The 23,307-nt window shown below is 62.6% G+C and carries 18 protein-coding genes; 11 read left to right on the plus strand and 7 right to left on the minus strand.

Features of this window, described 5'->3' with window-relative positions:
* Positions 1-144: 144 nt before the first annotated feature.
* Positions 145-3,141, minus strand: a complete 2,997-nt coding sequence (polA, locus tag QTL95_RS13805) for a DNA polymerase I (RefSeq protein WP_289720536.1) — start codon at positions 3,139-3,141, stop codon at positions 145-147.
* A 180-nt stretch (positions 3,142-3,321) separates the two neighbouring features.
* On the opposite strand from polA, the gene QTL95_RS13810 reads away from it, so the two are divergent.
* On the plus strand, positions 3,322-3,804 hold the full coding sequence (locus QTL95_RS13810) for a hypothetical protein (protein WP_289720537.1): 483 nt from the start codon (positions 3,322-3,324) through the stop codon (positions 3,802-3,804).
* Between the two features lie 368 nt (positions 3,805-4,172).
* On the plus strand, positions 4,173-4,589 hold the full coding sequence (locus tag QTL95_RS13815; RefSeq protein WP_289720538.1) for a MarR family winged helix-turn-helix transcriptional regulator: 417 nt from the start codon (positions 4,173-4,175) through the stop codon (positions 4,587-4,589).
* 28 nt (positions 4,590-4,617) lie between these two features.
* Here QTL95_RS13815 and QTL95_RS13820 read toward each other — a convergent pair whose 3' ends face one another.
* Positions 4,618-7,005 carry a bifunctional diguanylate cyclase/phosphodiesterase gene (locus QTL95_RS13820; protein ID WP_289720539.1) on the minus strand — a complete coding sequence of 796 codons (2,388 nt, stop codon included), beginning with the start codon at positions 7,003-7,005 and terminating at the stop codon, positions 4,618-4,620.
* 205 nt (positions 7,006-7,210) lie between these two features.
* Here QTL95_RS13820 and QTL95_RS13825 point away from each other — a divergent pair, with 205 nt between their 5' ends.
* A complete protein-coding gene (locus tag QTL95_RS13825) occupies positions 7,211-8,599 on the plus strand; it encodes a M20/M25/M40 family metallo-hydrolase (protein ID WP_289720540.1) in 1,389 nt (462 codons plus the stop codon).
* Positions 8,600-9,039: 440 nt separating this feature from the next.
* Positions 9,040-9,870: an SH3 domain-containing protein gene (locus QTL95_RS13830; protein ID WP_442981291.1), complete on the plus strand. Its 831-nt coding sequence runs from the start codon at positions 9,040-9,042 to the stop codon at positions 9,868-9,870.
* Between the two features lie 356 nt (positions 9,871-10,226).
* On the opposite strand, the gene QTL95_RS13835 is transcribed toward QTL95_RS13830, so the two are convergent.
* Positions 10,227-10,535, minus strand: a complete 309-nt coding sequence (locus tag QTL95_RS13835) for a GCG_CRPN prefix-to-repeats domain-containing protein (RefSeq protein ID WP_289720541.1) — start codon at positions 10,533-10,535, stop codon at positions 10,227-10,229.
* Between the two features lie 213 nt (positions 10,536-10,748).
* On the opposite strand from QTL95_RS13835, the gene QTL95_RS13840 reads away from it, so the two are divergent.
* The gene (locus tag QTL95_RS13840) at positions 10,749-10,931 is read left to right on the plus strand and encodes a hypothetical protein (RefSeq protein ID WP_289720542.1); all 183 of its coding nucleotides are present in this window, start codon (positions 10,749-10,751) and stop codon (positions 10,929-10,931) included.
* Positions 10,932-10,961: 30 nt separating this feature from the next.
* Here QTL95_RS13840 and QTL95_RS13845 read toward each other — a convergent pair whose 3' ends face one another.
* A complete protein-coding gene (locus QTL95_RS13845; protein WP_289720543.1) occupies positions 10,962-11,195 on the minus strand; it encodes a hypothetical protein in 234 nt (77 codons plus the stop codon).
* 273 nt (positions 11,196-11,468) lie between these two features.
* Between QTL95_RS13845 and QTL95_RS13850 the strand changes: the two genes are divergently transcribed.
* The 5 genes from QTL95_RS13850 (at position 11,469) to QTL95_RS13870 (ending at position 19,741) form a co-directional block, all read left to right on the plus strand.
* Positions 11,469-13,919, plus strand: coding sequence for a PBP1A family penicillin-binding protein (locus QTL95_RS13850; RefSeq protein ID WP_289720544.1), 2,451 nt, complete (start codon positions 11,469-11,471; stop codon positions 13,917-13,919).
* A gap of 237 nt (positions 13,920-14,156) precedes the next feature.
* Complete coding sequence (gene dnaK / locus QTL95_RS13855; RefSeq protein ID WP_289720545.1) at positions 14,157-16,073, plus strand: molecular chaperone DnaK; 1,917 nt, start codon at positions 14,157-14,159, stop codon at positions 16,071-16,073.
* Positions 16,074-16,158: 85 nt separating this feature from the next.
* Positions 16,159-17,286 (plus strand): molecular chaperone DnaJ, encoded by a 1,128-nt coding sequence (dnaJ, locus tag QTL95_RS13860; RefSeq protein WP_289720546.1) that lies wholly within the window; start codon positions 16,159-16,161, stop codon positions 17,284-17,286.
* 268 nt (positions 17,287-17,554) lie between these two features.
* On the plus strand, positions 17,555-19,387 hold the full coding sequence (locus QTL95_RS13865; RefSeq protein ID WP_442981294.1) for a TPR end-of-group domain-containing protein: 1,833 nt from the start codon (positions 17,555-17,557) through the stop codon (positions 19,385-19,387).
* A 150-nt stretch (positions 19,388-19,537) separates the two neighbouring features.
* Positions 19,538-19,741: a hypothetical protein gene (locus tag QTL95_RS13870; RefSeq protein ID WP_289720611.1), complete on the plus strand. Its 204-nt coding sequence runs from the start codon at positions 19,538-19,540 to the stop codon at positions 19,739-19,741.
* Between the two features lie 131 nt (positions 19,742-19,872).
* Here QTL95_RS13870 and QTL95_RS13875 read toward each other — a convergent pair whose 3' ends face one another.
* Positions 19,873-20,229, minus strand: a complete 357-nt coding sequence (locus tag QTL95_RS13875) for a helix-turn-helix domain-containing protein (RefSeq protein ID WP_289720548.1) — start codon at positions 20,227-20,229, stop codon at positions 19,873-19,875.
* 333 nt (positions 20,230-20,562) lie between these two features.
* Between QTL95_RS13875 and mbfA the strand changes: the two genes are divergently transcribed.
* Complete coding sequence (mbfA, locus tag QTL95_RS13880) at positions 20,563-21,546, plus strand: iron exporter MbfA (protein ID WP_289720549.1); 984 nt, start codon at positions 20,563-20,565, stop codon at positions 21,544-21,546.
* A 60-nt stretch (positions 21,547-21,606) separates the two neighbouring features.
* Here mbfA and QTL95_RS13885 read toward each other — a convergent pair whose 3' ends face one another.
* Positions 21,607-22,212 (minus strand): transglutaminase-like cysteine peptidase, encoded by a 606-nt coding sequence (locus QTL95_RS13885; protein WP_289720612.1) that lies wholly within the window; start codon positions 22,210-22,212, stop codon positions 21,607-21,609.
* Between the two features lie 230 nt (positions 22,213-22,442).
* Positions 22,443-23,255 (minus strand): alpha/beta hydrolase, encoded by an 813-nt coding sequence (locus QTL95_RS13890; protein ID WP_289720550.1) that lies wholly within the window; start codon positions 23,253-23,255, stop codon positions 22,443-22,445.
* Between the last annotated feature and the right edge of the window lie 52 nt (positions 23,256-23,307).

Consider the following 23,307-nt stretch of genomic DNA (forward strand, 5'->3'; position numbering starts at 1 on the left):
TATTATCCGCTTCCGGCTTAGGAAATGAAGGTTAATAAGTTCCTTCTCCGCGCCCTCGTTCGACATGCGGAGTAGTGAGATAAGAGAGCCTTTTCAGTAGCTTGTGTGATAAAGAAAATTTTAGCGATTTTTCGACGAGGCGCTCTAGTGCGCCTCGTCCCAGTTGGTGGCCGCGCGCGCATCGACCTTCAGCGGCACACGCATTTCGAGTGCCGGCATGGTGGCGTTTTCCATCACCGAAACGATCGTGGGCATGGCCTTGTCGACATCGGCGTCCTCGACCTCGAAGATCAGTTCGTCGTGTACCTGCAGCAGCATCCGCACCCGGTCGCCAAGCCCCGATTCGGCAAGCGCCGGCTCGATCTTGATCATCGCCCGGCGGATCACGTCCGCTGCCGAGCCCTGGATCGGCGCGTTGATCGCCGCGCGCTCGTTGAAGGCGCGCACCGAGGGGTTCGAGGAGCGAATCTCCGGATAGTTGATTCGCCGCCCGAAGATCGTCTCGACATAGCCCTTGTCGCGCGCCTGCTGCTTGGTGCTGTCCATGTAGTCGCGAATGCCGGGGAAGCGCTCGAAATAGCGCTTGATATAGTCGCCCGCTTCCGAGCGCTCGATGGAGAGCTGGTTGGCTAGGCCGAACGCGGAGATGCCGTAGATGATGCCGAAGTTGATCGCCTTGGCGCGGCGACGCACCTCGGATGGCATCCCCTCGACGGGAACCCCGAACATCTCCGAGGCCGTCATCGCGTGAATGTCGATCCCGTCGGCAAACGCCTGCGTCAGCTGCGGGATTTCGGCGACGTGGGCGAGCACGCGCAGCTCGATCTGGCTGTAGTCGGCCGAGATCAGCTTGTGGCCCGGCGTCGAGATGAAGGCGGTGCGAATCTTGCGGCCTTCGGCGGTACGCACAGGAATGTTCTGCAGGTTGGGCTCGGAAGAGGAAAGCCGCCCCGTCGTCGTCGATGCCAGCGAGTAGGAGGTATGCACCCGTTTCGTCTGCGGGTGCACATAGCCCGGCAGCGCGTCGGTGTAGGTGGATTTCAGCTTGGTCAGCTGCCGCCAGTCGACGATCTTGCGCGGCAGTTCCAGCCCGGCCGCCGCCAGATCCTCCAGCACGCTGGCCGAGGTCGACCATTGCCCGGTCTTGGTCTTCGAGCCGCCGGCAAGGCCCATCTTGCCAAACAAAATGTCGCCCAGCTGCTTCGGCGAGCCGATGTTGAAGCGCTCGCCGGCCAGCTGGTAGATCTCGTCCTCCAGCCGCGCCGCGCCCTGCGCCAGCTCGCCCGAGAGACGCGACAGGATCTGCCGGTCGACGGTGATCCCACGCTCTTCCATGTGCGCCAGAACAGGCAGCAGCGGCCGCTCCAGCCGCTCGTAGACCGATGTCAGCTTCTCCGCCGCCAGTCTGGGCTTCAGCACCATCCAGAGCCTGAGCGTCACATCGGCATCCTCGGCCGCGTAATGCGTTGCGCGGTCGATATCGACGAGGTCGAAGGAGACGTTCGACTTGCCGCTGCCGGCCACGTCCTTGTAGGCGATCGGCTTGTGGTTGAGAAACTTCTCCGACAGCGGATCCATGCCATGCGCGCCGGTGCCGGCGTCGAGCACGTAGGAGATCAGCATAGTGTCGTCGAAGTTCTTCGTCTCGACGCCGTAGCGCTTCATCAAGAGGTAGTCGTATTTCAGGTTCTGCGCGACCTTGAGCACCGACTGGTCCTCGAGCAGCGCCTTCAGTCGCGGCAGCGCGTCGCGCATCGGGATCTGGTTTTCGGCCATGCCGCCACCGAGCAGGTCGCCGACGCCGGTCTTGTGGCCGAGCGGCACATAGGCGGCGCGGATGTTGATACCCGTCGGGCTCTTCGCGTTATCGGCGATCGCCATCGAGAAGCCGACGAGCTCGGCCTGCATGGCGTCGAGCGAGGTCGTCTCGGTGTCGAAACCGATCACGCCGGTCTCGCGCGCATCGGCGATCCATTTGTCGAGCGTCGCGACATCGCGGATCGTCACGTAGCGCGAATGGTCGAAGGGCAGGTTGGCGAAGGCGTCTGCGCGCGAATTGGCGAAATCGGATGGCGTGAAGCTGCCCTCGGGGGCGGTGCCGTTCACCTTGGCAGGGACGGCCACGGCGTCGCCGACGATATCAGGCGTTCCGCCGGCAACCGGCGCAGGCTCGGCGACGTCGAGATCAGGGCCATGCGCATTGGCGCCCCACTCGACCGGCACGTCCACGGCGTCGATCGCGCTCGCATCACAGTTGCAGGCATCGGCGACGCGCCGCGTCAGGCTGGTGAACTGCATAGCTTTCAGGAAGCCGATCAGCTTCGGCCCGTCCTGGTTCTCCAGTACGAGATTCTCCAGGGCAAGCTCCAGCGGCACATCGGTTCTAAGGCGAACCAGCTCGCGCGACAGCCGCGCCTTGTCGGCATTCTCGATGATCGTCTGCCGGCGCTTCTCCTGCTTGATCTCGGTGGCGCGCTCGAGCAGCGTGTCGAGGTCGCCATATTCGGCCAGCAGCGTCGCCGCTGTCTTCGGACCGATGCCGGGGATACCAGGGACATTGTCGACGGAATCGCCGGTCATCGCTTGCAGGTCGATCATCTTTTCCGGCGGCACGCCCCATTTCTCGATCACATCGGGAACGCCGATCTGCTTGTCCTTCATGCTGTCGTACATGTGGACATTGGGGGTGACGAGCTGCATCAGGTCCTTGTCGGAGGAGACGATCGTCACGTCGGCGCCGGTGGCTTCCGCCTGCCGCGCATAGGTGGCGATGATGTCGTCGGCCTCGAAGCCCTCGGTTTCGATGCAGGGCAGGTTGAAGGCGCGCGTCGCCTGGCGGATCAGCCCGAACTGCGGGATCAGCTCTTCCGGCGGCGCCGAGCGGTTTGCCTTGTAGGCGTCGTAGAGGTCCTTGCGGAAGGTCTTCGACGAATAGTCGAAGATGACCGCCAGATGCGTCGGCGTCACGCCCACCGATGTGTCGCGCGCCTCGGTCAGGAGCTTCCACAGCATGTTGCAGAAACCCGAGACGGCGCCGACAGGCAAGCCATCGGATTTGCGCGTCAGCGGCGGCAGGGCATGGAAGGCTCGAAAGATGAATCCGGAGCCGTCGACAAGAAAGAGATGATCGCCTTTTTTCATGGTCGCATGGATAGCGCGACGGCCGGGCGAGGTCCATATAAAGTTAGCGCACAAAGCCTTTGCGCACATGCTTGAACGCGCCGGAAAACTACGAGAAACAGCTGTAACCCCTCGATGGCTGCGGCTTGTTTCGCGCGTTTTTCGCCCATACATTAGGCTCGCGTTGAACGAGAGCCCGCGATGTCTGGAGAACCTGAATCTCAGAGATATTTATTCAACCAGATCTCCATGCTGATCGACGGCATGAAGGGGTTGAATACTCAGATCGCCCGGCAGGTCGATGCGATGGGAAGGTACGACGTCGAGTTCACCAAGCTCGGGCGTTCCATGGCCAGGTTCGAGAGCGAGCTGATCGATCTCAGGGTTGATATGGGAAAGGTGAAGCTGGAAGTTGGCCGGTTACGGACGGAGGTGGGTGAGTTTCGTTCGGAGATGCAAGCTCGGCTCGACGCGATCCTGAAGCGCATAGACGACTTGGATGGTCGCACGCATGACATCGCCGATCATGTCCAGGAACTGCGTTCCGACAGCCTGCGCCAGTACAATGAAGTGATCAACGCCGTGCAGGACAGTCATCGGAACCGGATGTCCCTGAACAACCTTGAAGACCGTGTCGCCGAGCTTGAACGCCTTGTCGGCCTGCGTCCGCCACCGGTGGCGTGAGTCCGGCGAAGCGCGCTCACCAGACTGTTACTAAAATGTAATAGTCAATTCTTTTCTTTCCCTTGAAAAGCCACATTCGGATTCACAAATGATACTCACCGGCGACTGATCAATTTGGTCGCGCCGAGGGTCTGATAGCCGGCTCGTCCCCCGCCGCGTCGGACTTGGACAAAGGCCTAACCCCCTCTCCGGGCCTTTGTCCCCAATTCAAGCCGCCATAGCCAACCTCCAGGCTATGGCGGCTTTGTTTTTCTGCTCTATGTCTCCAAATTCGGGCCTTCGGCATGTCTTTTGATGCCTCGCTTACGAATTGTTGCATTGTTCGGGATCGGGTTTTGCGCCTAATTGCTCAGATGGGATTGAAGAGAATGGATTCCGGAGCCTACCTCGCCAGCCAGCTGGCCAAGGGCTTTGCCCGTTCGCTGCAGCAGCGCGCGGCGCGGCTCGGCTTTTCTCCCGGCCAGTTTCCGATCCTGCTCGAACTATGGGCCGAGGACGGCCTGACGCAAAAGCAGCTTCTGGCGCGCGTCGATATCGAACAGGCGACGATGGCCAATACGCTTTCGCGCATGGTCCGCGACGGTCTGATAGACCGCCGCCCGCACCCGTCGGACAAGCGCGCGCAGCTGATCTTCCTGACCGAGAAGGCGAGGGTCATGCGCGAGGATGCCGTCGAGGCCTCGCGCGAGGCCGATCACGCGCTGTTCGAGGGCTTCAAGAGCTTCGAGCGCGAGCTGACGCTGGAATATATCCGCCGCCTTCTCGACAATGCCAAGAAGCTTTGAGACCAAGAAGCTTTGAGGCCGACGAACGCTACTTCGCTGGTGCCTTCATCGCCAACACCTGCGCAGCACCGCGCTCCCCACCGTGCACGGAGAGAAAGTTGGCGCGCGCCGCGAGCTTGACGCTCGGCTCGATATCGGGCTTGCCGAACAACAACCCCTGCATCTGCCCGCAGCCTTCCTCCACCACGATCTGCCGCTGCAGTTCGGTCTCCACGCCTTCCGTTACCACCTGGATGCCGAGGCTGTGGCCGAGGCCGATGATGGCGCGCACGATCGAGCGCGCGGCGGCGTCGTGCTCGAGCACGCCGGTAAAGCTGCGGTCCACCTTGATCTTGTCGAACGGCAGCGCGCGCAGGTTCGATAGCGAGCAGAAGCCGGTGCCGAAATCGTCCATGACGATCCGCACCCCGAGCTTGTGCAGCCGCATCAGGGTGGCGATCACGCCGTTTCGGTCGCGCATGAAGGCGGCTTCCGTCACCTCCAGTTCCAGCCGCTGCGGCGGCAGCCCCGTCTCGTCGAGAATGGCCGTGATCCGCTCGCACAGATTGGGCAGCATGAACTGCACCGGCGAGACATTGACGGCGATCGTGAGCGGCTTCGGCCAGAGTGCCGCCTCCGCGCAGGCCTGACGCAGTACCCACTCTCCGAGCTGCACGATCGCGCCGCTCTCCTCGGCGATGGCGATGAACACCTCAGGCTCGCTGATGCCGTGGCCCGGGCGGTTCCAGCGTATCAGCGCCTCGTAGCCGGTGATGGCGCCGCTGCCGCTGTCGAGGATCGGCTGGTAGTTGACGTAGAGCTGGTTGCGGGTGATCGCATGGCGCAGTTCCGCCTCGATCTGCCGGCGCGCCCGCACCGCCTCGTCCATTTCGGCATCGAAGAAACAGGCCTTGCCGCGACCGGCATGCTTGGCGCGGTAGAGCGCCGTATCGGCATTGTCGCAAAGCTCTTCCGCCGTGCGCCCGTCTATCGGATAGACGGCGATGCCGAGGCTGGCGCCGACGGCCGTCGGATCACGAGCGACGTCCATTTCCGCTGCCAGCCCGTCGAGGATCTGTCCGGCGAGCTTCTGCGCCGCTTCCGGCTGCGGCTTGCCGGTCTGGATGATCGCGAACTCGTCGCCGCCCAGCCGCGCCACCGTGTCGCCGTCGCCGGCGACCCGTTTCAGGATCGCCGCCACCCTGCAGAGGATACGGTCGCCCTCGGCATGGCCGAAGATGTCGTTCACGGCCTTGAAACGATCGAGGTCGAGGCAGAAGATCGCGATCTGTGAACGCTTGCGCTCGGCCATCTGCAGCGCGTGACGCAGTCGCGTGTCGTAGAGCGAGCGGTTGGTCAGCCCCGTCAGCACGTCGTGATGGGCGAGATGCTCGATCATCTCCTCGGCGCGCTTGCGCTCGGTCAGGTCGCGCACCACGAGCACCTGGCAGTTGCGGCCGCGATAGATCATCCGCCGCGTCATGATGTCGACCGGGATTTCCGTTTCGTCGCGCGCCGTCAGCGAGGCTTCCTGGTGTCGTGTCTCGCCACCGCTTTCGGCAAGCGCCAGCACCGAGCTCGGCAGGTTGCCGCGCAGCTCCGCCAGCGACCAGCCGGACATCTCCTGGAACCGTTCGTTGGCATCCATGATCCGGCCTTCGTGGAGAACCAGCAGCCCCTCCATCGACGCATTGGCGAGGCCGCGCAGATCCGTAAGGTGGCTGGCAAGGAAGACGGCACTCAGCGCCGCCAGGATGAGGGCGGTCGACACCGCCATGACGATGCCGGCGAGCGTCTTGGTTTCGAGCAGCGTCGCGGTCACCAGCCGTCCCGGCTGCGGCACCAGCATGATCGTACTCATCGAGGTGAAGTGGATCGCCGCGATCGCCAGCACCATGATGACGGCCGCAACCAGTACGCGCCGCGTCCCCTTCAGTTCGCGAAAGGCGAAGAAGGCCGCGCTTGCCAGCGCCATGCCGATGAGAAGCGCAATCATTGTCGACGTGGGGTTGTAGACGATGTCGACGGTTTCTTCGATCGCCTGCATCCCCGTCATGTGCATCGAGCAGATGCCGATCGCCATGATCAGGCCGCCGCCGGCAAAGGCGTAAGGGCTTTCCCATTCGGTGGCGACGAGGATCGCCAGCCAGGAGGCGCCGATGGAAAGTACGACCGAGAGCGCCGTCATGCCGACGCCATAGGAGATCGGGAACGCGCCGTCATAGGCGAGCATGGCGATGAAGTGCGTGGCCCATATGCCAACGCCGCAGGCGAGAGCCGAGGCCGCCATCCAGCTGCGCTGCTGGCCGGGGTCGCACTCCCCGGCGCGGAACAGAAGCAGCATGGCGGCGAGATTGCCGATCAGGCAGACGATGACGGCAGCCACGATCAGGCGCCAGTCATGGTTGTCACGTATACAGGCGAGGACCGAAAACATAAGCCACCTCCGACAGTTACGCGACAAGGCTATTCGACCGCTTCCTAAATAACCGTAAATTGCATTAGCGATTCTTTACTCTCTGAATTGATGCGGTGATCGATGCTGCGCCGGGTAAGCTCCCGATAAGCCTAAACGTCTTTTTCGGCTCGAAAGCGTCGGGCGTTTGGTCTATCGTCCGCGCGAATTTCGAAAGGAGTCGGAAATGACTGACATTACGCCGGTGCTTGCGCGCGCGGACGAGAATTTGCCATCGAGCCTGGACAAGCTGTTCGAGCTTCTGCGGATCAAGTCGATCTCGACCGATCCGGCCTTCAAGGGCGAGTGCCGCAAGGGTGCGGAGTGGCTTACCGAATATCTGCGCACGCTCGGTTTCGACGCGTCGGTGCGTGATACTCCCGGCCACCCGATGGTCGTCGCCCACCACGACGGCGCCACCGCCGATGCGCCGCATCTCTTGTTTTATGGCCACTATGACGTGCAGCCGGTCGATCCGATCGAACTCTGGGAAAACGATCCCTTCGAGCCGGCGGTCAAGGATGCCGGCAACGGCCGCAAGATCCTCACCGGCCGCGGCACCGCCGACGACAAAGGCCAGCTGATGACCTTCGTCGAGGCCTGCCGCGCCTACAAGGACGTTATGGGATCGCTGCCCTGCCGCATCACCATCCTGTTCGAGGGCGAGGAGGAATCCGGCTCACCGTCGCTGAAGCCGTTCCTCGAAGCCAATGCCGAGGAGCTGCGCGCCGATTACGCTCTGGTCTGCGATACCAGCATGTGGGACCGCGACACGCCCGCTGTCGCCTCGGCGCTGCGCGGCCTGGTCGGCGAGGAAGTTGTGATCTCGGCCGCCGACCGTGACCTGCACTCCGGCCTGTTCGGCGGCGCGGCCGCCAACCCGATCCACATTCTGACGTCCATCCTCGCCGGCTTGCACGACGAGACCGGCCGCATCACGCTCGATGGCTTCTATGACGGCGTCGAGGAAACACCGGAAAACGTCAAGGCGTCCTGGGAGACGCTGGGCACGACGGCGGAAAGCTTCCTCGGCGAAGTCGGCCTGTCGATCCCCTCGGGCGAAAAGGGCCGCTCGGTGCTGGAACTGACCTGGGCACGCCCGACCGCCGAGATCAACGGTATCTGGGGCGGCTATACCGGCGAGGGCTTCAAGACCGTCATCGCCGCCAAGGCCTCCGCCAAGGTCTCTTTTCGCCTCGTCGGCACGCAGGATCCGGCCGCCATCCGCGAAAGCTTCCGCTCCTATGTGAAGTCGAAGATCCCCGGAGATTGCTCGGTCGAGTTCCACCCGCATGGCGGCTCGCCGGCGATTCATCTCGCCTATGATTCGCCGGCGTTGACGAAAGCCAAGACGGCGCTCTCCGACGAGTGGCCGAAGCCCGCCGTCGTCATCGGCATGGGCGGCTCGATCCCGATCGTCGGCGACTTCCAGAAGATGCTCGGCATGGAATCGCTGCTGGTCGGCTTCGGCCTCAGCGACGACCGCATCCACTCGCCCAACGAGAAATACGAGCTCACATCGTACCACAAGGGCATCCGCTCCTGGATCCGCATCCTGGAGGCGCTCGCCAAGTAGGGCCTCAAAATGAAAAAGGCGCGCCCGTTGATACGGGTGCGCCAGATGAACAAAAAGGCCGGGTTGAACCGGCCTTTCGTCATTCGCTTCGCATCAGTGCCAGTACATCCGTGGTCAAGGAGGAAGCGAATATTGCAGCCAGACTGATCCGCAAAGGTTAACGAAGCGTTAACGCATATCGAGATTGTCTGATGAGAGCGCCCATGCCATGGCGGGCGATGCCGTTCAACGGCTGCAATCGATGAACCCTATATCGGAATTGCCGAGCGCCGTTTCAAGGGCAGATGAACATGCCGTTCAAGCCCGGTTCATCCAGTCATGGATATAACCTATTGAAACTGAAAGTGAATACCGTCGGGATCGTGAGATTTCGGCGCTGCGTCTCGACGCCATCAGGGGGCTGACCCATATGATGAATGGCGTTCTCAAGGGAGTTGCAAGTGAAGAAGATCGTCATGAAGGCCGCTGCCGTCGCGGCACTTTTGCTGGCTCCGGCAATCGCCGAAGCGGCGGAGGGCTATGCCACCGCCAATGTCAACATGCGTGCCGGCCCGAGCACACAGTATCCCGCCGTCACGGTCATTCCCGCCGGTGAATCCGTCGAGATCCACGGCTGTCTGGCCGATGTCCCCTGGTGCGACGTGGAATTCTACGGCGGCCGCGGTTGGGTCGCCGGCGCCTACGTCCAGGCGCTCTACCAGTCGCGCCGCGTCTACGTCGGCCCGGAATATTATCGCCCGCTCGGCATCCCGACAGTCGTCTTCAGCGTCAACAACTACTGGGACCGCTACTATCGCCATCGCGATTTCTACCGCGAGCGTGACCGTTGGCGCGACCGCCCGCCGGTCGTCCGGCCCGTTCGCCCCGGTCCCGGCTTCGACAACGGTCCCGGACCTCGTCCGCGTCCCGGCTACGATCCGCGTCCTCGCCCGCAGCCCGGTTTCGACCGTCCCGATCGTGGGCCGGGCAGACCCGACTTCGACCGCCCGGATCGCCGCCCCGGCCAGCCAGATTTCGGCCGTCCCGGTCGTCCGGACGACAATCGGGGTCCCGGTCGCCAGCCCGGCTTCGATCGCCAGCCCGACCGCGGTCCCGGCCCGAACATGGGGCGCGGTCCCGATCGTCGCCCGGATGCGCAGCAGCAGAATGATAACAGGCGGCCGAACTTCGACCGCGGGCAGAACCGCAACAACCCGCCGCAGAACGGCAACGATCGCCGCAGGCCCCCGGCTTGCCAGCCTGGCGATCCGAGTTGCGCAAATCGTCAGTAACCATATGGAGGGCGGCCGCGAGGCCGCCCTTTTCGCATGCGGAAACACGCCAGATCACACGGCAGGACAAGGAAAAGCCCGACGCTCTGAGAGAGACGCCGGGCCTGATCTTGATCGGACGTTTGAGGGGAGACGACCGATCAGTGGCGGAACGTGAGGGCTTGTTCCGCACTCGGATAATACGCTAGCTCGCTAATGGTTCCCCGGGCGGCCAATAAAACGGGCTGGCCCCACGGAACGTCGGTGAGATTGCAATGGCGAGCGTCAAGGCAGCCGCCGACACAGCCCGTTCGGTCGTCGAAAAAGGCCCGGGCGGACGCACGGGCCTTTGCAACGCGATGATGTCTGATGCCGTCTCAGTAGCGGTAGTAGCCGCCTCCGCGCCATGGCGGCGGGCGGTAGCCGCGACGGTCTTCACGCCAACCGTAGTAGCGCGGCGGTGGCGGGCGATGGCCCCATCCGTAGTAGCGCGGTGGCGGCGGGCGGCGCCAGTTCGGCCTGCACTCGCCCCAGCGGGTCAGGTGAAAGCCGCGACCGCAGGCATAGTCGACCTGCTGCACGTTGTTCGTCACGCCACCGGGAGCGGCGGCGATCGGCATGGCTTCGGCGGCTGAAATACCAAAGCCGCTCATGGCAATCGCGATTGCGATCATAGTCTTGCGCATCTCTGCACCTCATGTTCTGCAAGTCCCTTGCATCAGGATTAGAGAGCGGTTCAGGTGAATGCGGGCTGAACCAACCAAGGCATTATTGCGGCAGACGCGAAGGCCGGCGACGGGGCGATATCTAGGATTGCGGCACTTGCAACTTCTTGCCGATATCCTCATTTCTCACAGGACGCGTCCACGACGCTTGAACACGGCAGGGGGATTGAAGAGATGAACCGCTTTCGCAAAATCGCACTGGTAGGAATGCTGATCGCGCTCTCGGCGGTTGCAACCGCGTGCCAGAGCGTCCCGCGCTCGGCAGGCAATGCGTCCGGCTATGTTCCCGGCGACTCCCTGAACCGCGCCTGCTCCGACGGTTTCCGCCCGAACGACGGCCGCTCCTGCAGCTATTGACGCTTTGTATGGACAGGCGGGCCTCCGACGTCACATTCTGACGCCGGGCGCGAGGTCGATCCGGAACTCGAGGCTGACGGTCGCTACCGGGGCCTTCAGGGCGTCCGCAATGGCAATCGAGACGTTGGCCGGTGGCGGAAACCGGGAGCAGGCGAACTTCGAGAGCGCGTTCAGCGCCTCGTTGATGGCGACGTGATTATTGTCGCAATCGATGTCGATCTCCGCCTCCTTGCCGTCGCTGATATGCAATGTGTAGTTGGGCATACCGGTCTCCTTTAACCGGGTAAAACCCCCGGCGACGACGGATGTTCCGAACGCGCTCCGAATTGACACAGCGGCGAGGCGCCGGTCCTCTGGCATCGACTTCCGCGCGAAGGACCCTGCTCGGACTTGCGCTGGCGCGGTCCCAAACGTTCTTAACGCCCCCTTAAATCGCCGCATTTAAAGTTAAACCGGGTGAAGAACTCATTTGCGACACGCGCCAGGCGCGGCGCTGAGGTTCGCATGAGGTCAAACATGGGGTGCAACCGGTCCTAGATGGCAGGCAGAGGCAGATCACGCGACAGAATAGAACCGTCCTTCAACGGCCGCGACAGACGCGGCGATGATGACGATTTCTCGCTTGATGCCGATGATCGCGTCGCCGGTGGCCGCAGCGTCAAGCGCGCCGCATCCAAGCCCCTTCGCCGCGAGCCGCAGGTCTCCCGCTATCGTGACGAAGAAGAAGACGACGACTTTCGAGAGCCGCCGCGTTCGCGGGCCCCGAAGCGTCGCAAGCGCGCAGCACCGGAACGCGAGGGTCTCGGCTTCTTCGGCCTTATCCGAAGGCTGATCTACTGGTGCATCGTGCTCGGCATCTGGGCCGGCATCGGCGTGGCCGGTCTGGTCTTCTACTACGGTTCGCGCATGCCGAGCGCCAGCACCTGGGCGATCCCCGACCGCCCGCCCAACGTCAAGATCACCTCGGTCGATGGCAGCGTCATGGCCAATCGCGGCACGACGGGCGGCGAGGCACTCGCGCTGGAAGACATGTCGCCCTACATCCCCGAGGCGATCGTCGCCATCGAGGACCGGCGCTTCTATTCTCACTACGGTGTCGATCCGCTCGGCCTTGCCCGCGCCTTCATAACCAACCTGACGTCGGGCCACATGGTGCAGGGCGGTTCGACGCTCACGCAGCAGCTCGCCAAGAACCTGTTTCTTTCGCCCGACCGCACGCTGGAGCGCAAGGTCCAGGAAGTGCTCTTGTCCTTCTGGCTCGAGCAGAAATACACCAAGGACCAGATCCTTGCGATGTACCTCAACCGTGTCTTCTTCGGTTCCAACGCCTATGGCGTCGAGGCAGCCTCTCGGCGCTATTTCAACAAGTCGGCGCGTGACGTGAACCTAGGTGAGGCGGCACTTCTGGCCGGCCTCGTCAAGGCGCCGTCGCGCCTGTCGCCGGCGCGCGATCCCGAAGCCGCCAATGCCCGCGCCCAGGTGGTGCTGCAGGCCATGCGCGACCAGGGCATGATCACCGACGACGAGGTCAAGACCGCCTCGGCACAGACGCCGGCCAAGGCCAAGCGCTACTGGTCGGGCGCCGGCCATTATGTCGCCGATATGGTCATGGACGAGCTTCCCGGCCTGATCGGCGACGTCAAGAAAGACATCGTCGTCGATACCACCATCGACAAGAACCTCGAAAAGCGCGCCGAGCAGGCGCTGAACGACGTGCTCTCCAAGGAGGGCGGCAAGCTCGACGCCTCGCAGGCGGCACTCGTGTCGCTCGACGGCACCGGCGCCATCCGCGCTTTGGTCGGTGGCCGCGACTATGCCGACAGCCAGTTCAACCGGGCCGTCAAGGCCAAGCGCCAGCCGGGCTCGTCCTTCAAGCCCTTCGTCTACGCCGCGGCGCTGGAAAAGGGCCTGACGCCTTATTCGGTTTTCAACGATGCACCCATCCGCATCGGCAACTGGACGCCGGAGAACTACGAAAAGAAGTACAATGGTGATGTGACGTTGGCGACGGCACTGTCGAAGTCGCTGAACACCGTTGCCGCCCAGCTCGTCATGTATGACGGCCCCGATCAGGTGATCAAGCTCGCCCATCGCCTCGGCATCCAGTCCGAGCTCCAGTCCAACGCCTCGATCGCGCTCGGCACCTCTGAAGTGTCGCTGATGGAACTGACCGGCGCCTATGCCGCCTTCATGAACGGCGGTTACAAGGCGACGCCGCATGTCATCCGCCGCGTGACGACGGCAGACGGCAGCAAGGTGCTCTACGAAAACACCTACGACAACCCGCCGCGCGTTCTGTCCGAAGCCGTCGCCGCCAACATGAACGCCATGATGATGGGTGTCGTCGAGCAGGGAACGGGCAGGGCCGCGCGCATTCCCGGCTGGCAGGTCGCCGGCAAGAGCGGCACGACGCAGAATTCCCGCGACGCTCTCTTCGTCGGCTTTACCAGCAACCTGACGACCGGTGTCTGGTTCGGCAACGATGACGGCCATTCGATGAAGAAGGTCACCGGCGGCGGTCTGCCGGCCAAGGCCTGGCAGCAGTTCATGGTCGCCGCCCACAAGGGCCTGGCGCCGGCGCCGCTGTTCGGCAACGGCCAGTTCATCCAGGATCCGAATGTGCCTGCCGCACCGGGCGACCAACCGATGGCCTCAGCGGACCAGGGATACCCGGCAGATCAAGGCTATCCGCCGGCCACCGCCACCGCGCCGCCGCTTGAGGAGCCGACGACCATCGGCAGCATCATCTCCGGCGTCTTCGGCGGCAATTCCGACGCGCCGCAGCGTTATCCGCAGGCACCGGGACGCCCGCAACGCCAGCCGTTGCCGCCCGCGAACGGCGGCCCGGTCCCTCCGGGCGATATCGCCGAGGGTGACGGTTACGGTTATGGCGAGGCGATGCCGCCGGGCGACATCGGCGACGACCAGCCCCGCGTGGTTGAGCGGCCGCGCCGCACCACGCTTCTCGATCTCATAATGGGGCAATAGCGCCGCCGCAGGGTACTGGCGAAAGCCGGCCGCAGCGCGCCCGTAAAAATTAATTGGTGCGCGCTCTTTTTGCTGGATCGCAGGCGATTTCCCGCCTTGCAGTCGCGAAAACCGCTCCTTATATACGCCGCATCACCGCAATCACGATTGCGTTAATCTTAAGGACCCATCCCGTAAGGGGCTGTCATCGAAATGCCTTCCCGGGGTTCAGACAGCTTGCTTCAAGGAGAGAATGACATGGCAAAAGTAATTGGTATCGACCTCGGAACGACAAATTCCTGCGTCGCTGTCATGGACGGCAAGGACGCAAAGGTCATTGAGAACGCCGAAGGTGCGCGCACCACGCCTTCGATCGTTGCATTTTCCGAAGATGGCGAACGCCTCGTCGGTCAGCCGGCCAAGCGCCAGGCAGTCACCAACCCCACGGACACGCTGTTCGCAGTGAAGCGCCTCATCGGCCGCCGCTACGACGATCCGACGGTTGAAAAGGACAAGGGCCTCGTTCCCTTCGAGATCACCAAGGGCGACAATGGCGACGCATGGGTCAAGGCCCGCGGCACCGGCTATTCGCCTGCCCAGATCTCCGCGATGATCCTTCAGAAGATGAAGGAAACCGCCGAATCCTATCTCGGTGAAAAGGTCGAAAAGGCCGTCATCACCGTTCCCGCATACTTCAACGACGCACAGCGCCAGGCAACCAAGGATGCCGGCAAGATCGCTGGCCTCGAAGTTCTCCGCATCATCAACGAGCCGACGGCGGCAGCGCTGGCCTACGGTCTCGACAAGAAGGACGGCAAGACCATCGCCGTTTACGACTTGGGTGGCGGTACCTTCGATATCTCGATCCTCGAGATCGGCGACGGCGTCTTCGAAGTGAAGTCCACCAACGGCGATACCTTCCTCGGCGGTGAAGACTTCGACATGCGTCTCGTCGAATACCTCGTTGCCGAGTTCAAGAAGGACAACGGCATCGATCTGAAGGGCGACAAGCTTGCTCTGCAGCGCCTCAAGGAAGCTGCTGAAAAGGCCAAGATCGAACTGTCCTCGTCGCAGCAGACCGAAATCAACCTGCCGTTCATCACTGCCGATGCGACCGGTCCGAAGCACCTGACGCTGAAGCTGACCCGCGCCAAGCTCGAAAGCCTGGTCGACGATCTCGTCCAGCGCACCATCGCGCCGTGCAAGGCAGCCCTCAAGGATGCAGGTGTCACCCCTGCCGAGATCGATGAAGTCGTTCTGGTCGGCGGCATGAGCCGCATGCCGAAGGTGCAGGAAGTCGTCAAGCAGCTGTTCGGCAAGGAGCCGCACAAGGGCGTCAACCCGGATGAAGTCGTAGCCCTCGGCGCAGCTATCCAGGCCGGCGTTCTCCAGGGCGACGTCAAGGACGTTCTGCTTCTCGACGTGACCCCGCTGTCTCTCGGCATCGAAACGCTGGGTGGCGTCTTCACCCGTCTGATCGAGCGTAACACGACGATCCCGACGAAGAAGTCGCAGACCTTCTCGACCGCCGACGACAACCAGTCCGCCGTCACCATCCGCGTTTCGCAGGGCGAGCGCGAAATGGCTGCCGACAACAAGCTGCTCGGCCAGTTCGACCTCGTCGGCCTGCCGCCGGCACCGCGTGGCGTTCCCCAGATCGAAGTCACCTTCGATATCGACGCCAACGGCATCGTCCAGGTTTCGGCCAAGGACAAGGGCACCGGCAAGGAACAGCAGATCCGCATCCAGGCCTCCGGTGGTCTCTCCGACGCCGACATCGAAAAGATGGTCAAGGACGCCGAAGCCAATGCCGAAGCCGACAAGAAGCGTCGCGAAGGCGTTGAAGCCAAGAACCAGGCCGAAAGCCTGATCCACTCCAGCGAGAAGTCGCTGAAGGATTATGGCGACAAGGTCACCGAGGCCGATCGCACCGCGATCTCCGACGCGATCGCCGCTCTGAAGACCTCCGTCGAGGCAACCGAGCCGGACGCAGACGACATCAAGGCGAAGACCCAGACCCTCATGGAAGTTTCCATGAAGCTCGGTCAGGCGATCTACGAAGCGCAGCAGGCTGAAGGCGGCGCGGAAGACGCTTCCGCCGAAGCCGGCGACGACAATGTCGTCGATGCCGACTACGAAGAAGTCAAGGACGACGACCGCAAGAAGTCCGCGTAAGCGGGCCGAGACGGTCACGTTTGAAACTGACATTCCGGCTGCTCACCATGGCAGCCGGAAATCCATTTCCGGGGTCTGATCCTTAATGGCAAAAGCCGATTTTTACGAAACGCTGGGTGTCGCCAAGACGGCTGACGAAAAAGAGCTGAAGAGCGCTTTCCGCAAGCTGGCGATGAAATACCATCCGGACAAGAATCCCGATGATCATACCGCCGAGCAGAAGTTCAAGGAAATCAACGAAGCCTACGAGACGCTGAAGGACCCGCAGAAGCGCGCGGCCTATGATCGTTACGGCCACGCGGCCTTCGAGCATGGCGGCATGGGCGGCGGTGGCGGCGGTTTCGCCGGCGGCGGCTTCTCCGACATCTTCGAGGACATTTTCGGCGAGATGATGGGCGGCGGCCGGCAGCGGCAGCGCTCGTCGGGCGGTCGCGAACGCGGTGCCGATCTTCGCTACAACATGGAAATTTCCCTGGAGGAGTCCTTCTCCGGCAAGACGGCGCAGATCAGGGTTCCGACCTCGATCACCTGCGACGTCTGTTCCGGCTCCGGCGCCAAGCCGGGCACCCAGCCGAAGACCTGCGGCACCTGCCAGGGCTCCGGCCGCGTGCGCGCCGCACAGGGCTTCTTCTCGATCGAGCGCACCTGCCCGACCTGCCATGGTCGCGGCCAGATCATTCCCGATCCCTGCACCAAGTGCCACGGCCAGGGCCGCGTCACGGAAGAGCGTTCGCTCTCGGTCAACATTCCCTCGGGCATCGAGGACGGCACCCGCATCCGCCTGCAGGGCGAGGGCGAGGCCGGCACCCGTGGCGGTCCGGCGGGCGACCTTTATATCTTCCTGTCGGTGAAGCCGCACGAGTTCTACCAGCGCGATGGAGCCGATCTCTATTGCGCCATCCCGATCTCGATGACGACGGCGGCGCTCGGCGGCACCTTCGATGTGGCGACGCTCGACGGCAGCAAGTCGCGCGTCACCGTTCCCGAGGGCACCCAGGCCGGCAAGCAGTTCCGTCTGAAGGGCAAGGGCATGCCGGTGCTGCGCTCCAGCCAGACCGGCGATCTCTACATCCAGATCCAGATCGAAACGCCGCAGAAGCTCACCAAGCGCCAGCGCGAGCTGCTGCAGGAGTTCGAGGAACTGTCGTCGAAGGAAAACAATCCGGAATCGACAGGCTTCTTCGCCCGCATGAAGGAATTCTTCGAGGGCTGATCGAGATCACCCTTAAGATTTCAGGGGCCCGGTTGGTTCAACCGGGCCTTTATAGTTTCAGCCCCATGTATCGGAACGCAAAGTTGCTGTCATGGCTCGACTTTAGTGTTCAAAAGAGCTTTATTAGCGATATGGTTTTGGATGTTTCGCGCGACATGCGGGGCATAAGCGGCTAAATTGGCCGTACCATCATCCCATTGCCGGGGGACACTTGGAACGCCGTCTCGCAGCCATCGTCGCAGCCGATATCGTAGGCTACAGCCGGTTGATGGGCTCGGACGAGTCCGGCACGCTGGCCGCGGTCAAGCGTTGCCGTGTCGAGATTCTCGACCCGAAGATCGCCCGTCACAACGGCCGCATCGTCAAGCTGACGGGGGACGGCATGCTGGCGGAGTTTTCAAGCGTCGTGAACGCCGTGGCGTTTGCCGACGAGGTGCAGAAGGCGAGTGCCGGGCTCAATCATTCGGTGCCCGAGGAGTTGCGCATCGAGTTCCGCATCGGCATCCACCTCGGCGATGTCCTCGTCGAGAACGAGGATATCTTCGGCGACGGCGTCAACATCGCCGCGCGGCTGGAGGCGATCGCCGAGCCGGGCGGTATAGCGGTCTCGGCGTCGGTCAAGGATCATGTCGGAACCCGGCTCGATCTCTCCTTCGAGGATCGCGGCGAGTATGCGCTGAAGAACATCCGCCAGCCTGTCCGGGTCTATGCCATCTCGCCGTGCCGCGCGCTGCCGCTCAAGGTCAACAAGGCGGCGCTGCTCGCGGCCCGCGAGAAGCACAAGCAGCTGGTGGCGGTGCTGCCCTTCACCAATATGAGCGGCGATCCCGAGCAGGAATATTTCTCCGACGGCATTACCGAGGACATCATCACGGATCTGTCGAAGATCTCCAATCTCTACGTCGTCGCCCGCAACACTGCCTTCACCTACAAGGGCAAGTCGGTGCAGGTGAAACAGGTGGCGGCCGAGCTCGGGGTCAATTTCGTGCTCGAGGGCAGCGTCCGCAAGGTCGGCCAGCGGGTGCGCATCACCGGCCAGCTGATCGATGCCCGCAACGGCGGCCATGTCTGGGCTGATCGTTTCGACCGCGACCTGACCGACATCTTCGCCATTCAGGACGAGATCACCCATGCCATCGTCGACCAATTGAAGGTCAAGCTGCTGCCGGCCGAAAAGCAGGCGATCGATGCCGAGCCGACCAGCAATGTCGAGGCCTACACCTATTATCTGCGTGGTCGCCAGCTCAGCCAGTCCTGGACGCGATCCTATCTGGTGCTGGCGCGGCGCATGTTCGCGACCGCCGTGGCGCTCGATCCGAATTACGCTCGTGCCTATGCCGGCATGGCCGATTGCGAGGCGGCGCTGCGCGACTGGCATGCCGGCGAGTACACGCTTGAGGGCATCCTGAAGCTCAGCGCCAAGGCGCTGGCGCTCGATCCCAACCTTGCCGAGGCGCATGCCTCGCGCGGTCTTGCCCTGCACCAGGACGGGCGCGACGACGAGGCGCTGAAGGAGTTCGAGAAGGCGCTGGCGCTGGAACCCGATCTTTACGAGGTCAATTTCCAGTACGGCCGCTTCCTGTTCATGCAGGGCAAGTTCGAAAGCGCCATCACCTTCTTTACCCGCGCGACCGAGATCCACCCGGACGACTATCTCTCGCCGATCCACCTGATGAGCGCCTGCCGCTCGCTCGGGCGCGAGACGGAGCGGCTGGAATGGGCTCGCATCTGCGTCGATCGTTCCGAGCGCGCGCTCGATTGCCACCCGGAGAATTCCGGCCCCGCCCATCGCGGCGCGTTGGCGCTCGCCCATCTCGGCGATGAGAAGCGCGCCAAGGAATGGCTGCAACGTGCCCAGGCGATCGATCCCGACGATGTCGTAGCGCAATATAACATCGCCTGCGTCTACGCGCTGCTCAACGAATGCGATACGGCCCTCGATATTCTGGAAGCGTTGCTGCCGCAGTCCTCGTGCTACCAGATCCTCTGGTTCAAGAACGATTCCGACCTCGACGCGGTGCGCGCCCATCCCCGCTTCGGCAAGATGCTGGAGGCGATCGAGGCCTGCTCCATGCCGCCATTTCTTGAGGCTTCGGAGTAGAATGCGGGCTTTTTGCATCAAAATGAAACAGGCCGTTTCCGGCATCCGTTTTGTATTAACGCCGCTTCGCGATCTCGCTTTTCAGTAACATGAAAAATACGCATTATGATCCCGGGGAATGACCACCGCGAGAAAGGGGCAATGTCCATGATGGTAGCAGACGCCTTGTCGATGCAGTCTGATGATGTCGATGTACTGGCAGGCGCCGTTTATGCTTGGTGCGCCGAGCGCAATATCAAGCTCTGCAGCCAGCAGGGACTGTCCGTGGCGAACATGGCGATCGACCTGTACCACGCCGGACACCAGACCCAGGACGACCTTCTGGTCGCGCTCCACGCCAGCGAAATCCATTGAAACAGTGATGCCGTCTTGAACGGCGCTGGAGCGATCCCGCTTTTCTTCGAATCGCGGAAGAGCTCTATCTTTTTGTTTTCGCGCAATTCCGGACGGAAAACCGCTTCGCACTTTTCCTGGAATTGCTCTACCTAGGCGTAGGCCTCGCCGTTCATCAGCGTCAGGATGACCTTGACGGCCTCCTTGCCTGCGGCCGATGGCAGCCTGTCGTAGTGCACGGCGAATTCGTAGGCCTCGGCGCTGAGCCCGGGCCGGGCCGGGCCGTCGGGCGTCTCGGCACCCTCGAACAGGGCCGAAATATCGACCCCCAGAAACATCGCGATCTGGTGCAGCTTGCTGGCCGAGACGCGGTTCGTGCCCTTCTCGTATTTCTGAATCTGTTGGAACGTCAGCCCCAGCGCGTCGCCGAGCTCTAGCTGCGAGATGCGACGCTTCGAGCGAATCGCGCGCACATTCCTGCCGACGATGATATCCACTGGATCTGGCACTTTGACGTTCCCTCACGCGCAATAAATCGCACTTATTACTATGCCCGCCTTTTCAAATATCTCAATCGCCGAGTTGAAAAATTCAACCTGATTTTTACCCAGTTTTGGGGCGGAACCCTGTGTTTTCAGGGGTTATGCAGACTCATGCGTGCGTATTATTCCAGGATGCCAGTTAAGGGACGTCATGACGTAGGGTTGTGCCGACGGCAGGTTTCTCCGCGCGCTCGTATTTACGTTACGTCAGTTGACGGACGGCAGCGGATTCGACCGCGCAGCCTTGACCTGCTGCATCGCGCTCTCTATTTTTAGAATTATTCTAAAAATGAGGCCGCCATGCTGGCAAGATTACTCCATCCGTCAAAACGTTCATTCGATTCATTGTCCGAACAGGAAATTCTCGCGCTGGCAATCGGCTCGGAAGAGGATGACGCCCGCATCTATCTCGCCTATGCCGACATGCTACGCGCCGATTACCCCGCCTCCGCCAAGGTCTTCGAGGATATGGCCGAGGTCGAGAGCACGCATCGCAAGTCCCTGATCGAGATCTATCGCCAGCGCTTCGGCGAGCGCATCACGCTCATCCGCCGCGAGCATGTGCACGGCTTCTACGAGCGCAAGCCGAACTGGCTGCGCCGCAACCTGTCGCTGGACAGGATCCGCGCCGAGGCCGAAGCGATGGAGGAGCAGGCTTACCGCTTCTATGTCGAGGCCGCCCGCCGCGTCAGCGATGCGAGCACCCGCCAGCTACTGGGCGATCTGGCGCTCGCAGAGCAGGGACACAGTGATATCGCCCACATGCTCGGCGAAAAGCACGCGCCGGTCGAGGTGAAGAGCGAGGAAGACAAGGCGGCGCGACGCCAACTGGTGTTGACCTATGTCCAGCCCGGGCTCGCCGGCCTGATGGATGGTTCTGTCTCGACGCTGGCGCCGATCTTCGCCGCCGCTTTCGCCACGCAGGATACCTGGCAGACCTTCCTCGTCGGCATGTCGGCCTCCGTCGGCGCCGGCATCTCCATGGGCTTCACCGAAGCCGCCCACGACGACGGCAAGATCTCCGGCCGTGGCTCGCCGATCAAGCGCGGCATCGCCTGCGGCGTCATGACGGCGCTCGGCGGCCTCGGCCACACCCTGCCTTATCTCATTCCGAATTTCTGGACGGCGACGACGCTGGCGGTGCTGATCGCCATCCTTGAACTCTGGAGCATCGCCTTCATCCAGAACAGGTACATGGAAACACCCTTCCTGCGCGCCGCCTTCCAGGTGGTGCTCGGCGGCGGCCTCGTGCTCGGCGCCGGCATCCTGATCGGCAACGGGTAAGGTTGAAACGAAAATGGCCGGCATCGCGCCGGCCATTGAACATCTCGGTTTTCGTGAGCGTTACTTCAGCGCACCGACCAGAACGTCGCGGCCGTTCTCGATGGTGACCCAACGGCCCGCATTGTAGCTCGACTGGCGCTTGATGAAGGAATAGGGCGTTTCGTACCAGGGCTTGACGTTGCTCGCCAGATTGTCGAGCACGAAGTCGCCGTCGGTGGTGCGCAGCGTCAGGATCGCATGGCCTTCGCCATCAGGCTTGCGCACCACGGTCATCAGAAGGTTGGCCGGCGAAAAGCCGCGCTGGATCAGGATGCGGCGCTTCAGAAGCGCGAAATCCTCGCAGTCGCCGGCGGTCGTCGGATAGGCCCAGACTTCGTCCTTGCCGTAGATTTCCTTGTCCGTCATCGGCGTGATGGTGTTGTTGACCGTCGAGTTGACGGAACGCACCAGTGCCCATTTGGCATCGGTCATCTCGAGCACCGCCGTGTTGCGGTTTGCGCCGCATTCGTCACGATGCGTCTGGCAGAAATCGTAGTGGCCGATCGGCTGCGACGTGGCGGCGCCGGTGACCATGGAAGCGGTGGTGTTGGAAGTGGGGGCCGGTATGGCGGCCGTAGACATAGCACACATGGCCATAATGGCCACCAAGAAACCCTTGATCCGCACGCCGCTCACCCTTGCATCGCCCTTGCATTTGTTAACGAAAAGTTAACGGAGAGGGGCTTGGCGAGTCAATCGTTACTTCTGAGGGGGCGGCCGCTACCGGTCAATATGGTTAAAATCCGTTAGGAATTGGCACATCTCGGAAGTCGCCTCTCGAAAGCGGCCAGCGCTTTCGAGAGATAAAACAAGGCCCTAGCGCGCGTGAGCGGATTTAAAGAGGCCGCAGCCGCAGCCTACGCCTTTTGGCTGTGCACAAGAGCCCTCACGGCGCTGAGCATCCGCTCGATGTCCTGCGGCCGCGACAGCCGGTGGTCGCCGTCGCGCACGAAGGTCAGCACCACGTCGTCGGCCGGCAGGTGCTCCACCAGCGTCATCGCGTGGCTGTAGGGAACATCGGCGTCCTTCATGCCTTGCAGGATATGAACGGGGCAGCCGGTCTCGATGATGCCCTTGAGCACGGCGTTGTCGCGCCCGTCCTCGATCAGCGCGCGGGTATAGATGTTGGGCTCGGGGCTGTATTCGGATTTCTCCTCGAAATAGCCCTTCTCCTCCAGCGAGGCGCGCTCCTTCTTCGTCAGGTGCGGCTCGATCAGCACCGAGGTGAAATCCGGTGCCGGCGCGATCAGCACCATGCCCTCGAGCTTCGGCGCATCTGCGCGCTTGGCCAGCTCCTGCGCCAGCCGGAGCGCGATCCAGCCGCCCATCGACGACCCCACCAGCACCACGCGCTCTGGCGCAACGTGCAGGATGACCGCCAGCGCCTCTTCCAGCCAGCGCGAGATCGTCCCATCTGTGAACTTGCCGCCAGAGATGCCGTGACCGGAATAATCGAAGCGGATCGAGGCGAGGCCGCTCCGCTCGGCCAAGGCGTCGAGCTCGACCGCCTTGGTGCCCGCCATGTCCGATCGGTAGCCGGAGAGCCACACCAGCGCCGGCCCGCTATTGTCCGCCGCGCGCTCGCGCACCATATAGGCGATGTCGCGTGCCTCATCGCCGTCGCCGACGCTAAGGATTTGGTGATTATGGGCGGAAATTGCTTCGGACATGACCTGACTCCAGTTGTTGGGCCCTATAAAACAGATTCTTGACAGGCTGACA

The sequence above is a fragment of the Rhizobium sp. S152 genome, assembly GCF_030380735.1.
In the GTDB taxonomy this organism is placed as follows: domain Bacteria; phylum Pseudomonadota; class Alphaproteobacteria; order Rhizobiales; family Rhizobiaceae; genus Rhizobium.

What these genes read in the sequence shown, in the direction of transcription:
- polA (WP_289720536.1), bottom strand. Translation starts at nt 3,141, where the DNA reads ATGAAAAAAGGCGATCATCTCTTTCTTGTCGACGGCTCCGGATTCATC.
- QTL95_RS13810 (WP_289720537.1), top strand. Translation starts at nt 3,322, where the DNA reads ATGTCTGGAGAACCTGAATCTCAGAGATATTTATTCAACCAGATCTCC.
- QTL95_RS13815 (WP_289720538.1), top strand. Translation starts at nt 4,173, where the DNA reads ATGGATTCCGGAGCCTACCTCGCCAGCCAGCTGGCCAAGGGCTTTGCC.
- QTL95_RS13820 (WP_289720539.1), bottom strand. Translation starts at nt 7,005, where the DNA reads ATGTTTTCGGTCCTCGCCTGTATACGTGACAACCATGACTGGCGCCTG.
- QTL95_RS13825 (WP_289720540.1), top strand. Translation starts at nt 7,211, where the DNA reads ATGACTGACATTACGCCGGTGCTTGCGCGCGCGGACGAGAATTTGCCA.
- QTL95_RS13835 (WP_289720541.1), bottom strand. Translation starts at nt 10,535, where the DNA reads ATGCGCAAGACTATGATCGCAATCGCGATTGCCATGAGCGGCTTTGGT.
- QTL95_RS13840 (WP_289720542.1), top strand. Translation starts at nt 10,749, where the DNA reads ATGAACCGCTTTCGCAAAATCGCACTGGTAGGAATGCTGATCGCGCTC.
- QTL95_RS13845 (WP_289720543.1), bottom strand. Translation starts at nt 11,195, where the DNA reads ATGCCCAACTACACATTGCATATCAGCGACGGCAAGGAGGCGGAGATC.
- QTL95_RS13850 (WP_289720544.1), top strand. Translation starts at nt 11,469, where the DNA reads ATGGCAGGCAGAGGCAGATCACGCGACAGAATAGAACCGTCCTTCAAC.
- dnaK (WP_289720545.1), top strand. Translation starts at nt 14,157, where the DNA reads ATGGCAAAAGTAATTGGTATCGACCTCGGAACGACAAATTCCTGCGTC.
- dnaJ (WP_289720546.1), top strand. Translation starts at nt 16,159, where the DNA reads ATGGCAAAAGCCGATTTTTACGAAACGCTGGGTGTCGCCAAGACGGCT.
- QTL95_RS13865 (WP_442981294.1), top strand. Translation starts at nt 17,555, where the DNA reads ATGGGCTCGGACGAGTCCGGCACGCTGGCCGCGGTCAAGCGTTGCCGT.
- QTL95_RS13870 (WP_289720611.1), top strand. Translation starts at nt 19,538, where the DNA reads ATGGTAGCAGACGCCTTGTCGATGCAGTCTGATGATGTCGATGTACTG.
- mbfA (WP_289720549.1), top strand. Translation starts at nt 20,563, where the DNA reads ATGCTGGCAAGATTACTCCATCCGTCAAAACGTTCATTCGATTCATTG.
- QTL95_RS13890 (WP_289720550.1), bottom strand. Translation starts at nt 23,255, where the DNA reads ATGTCCGAAGCAATTTCCGCCCATAATCACCAAATCCTTAGCGTCGGC.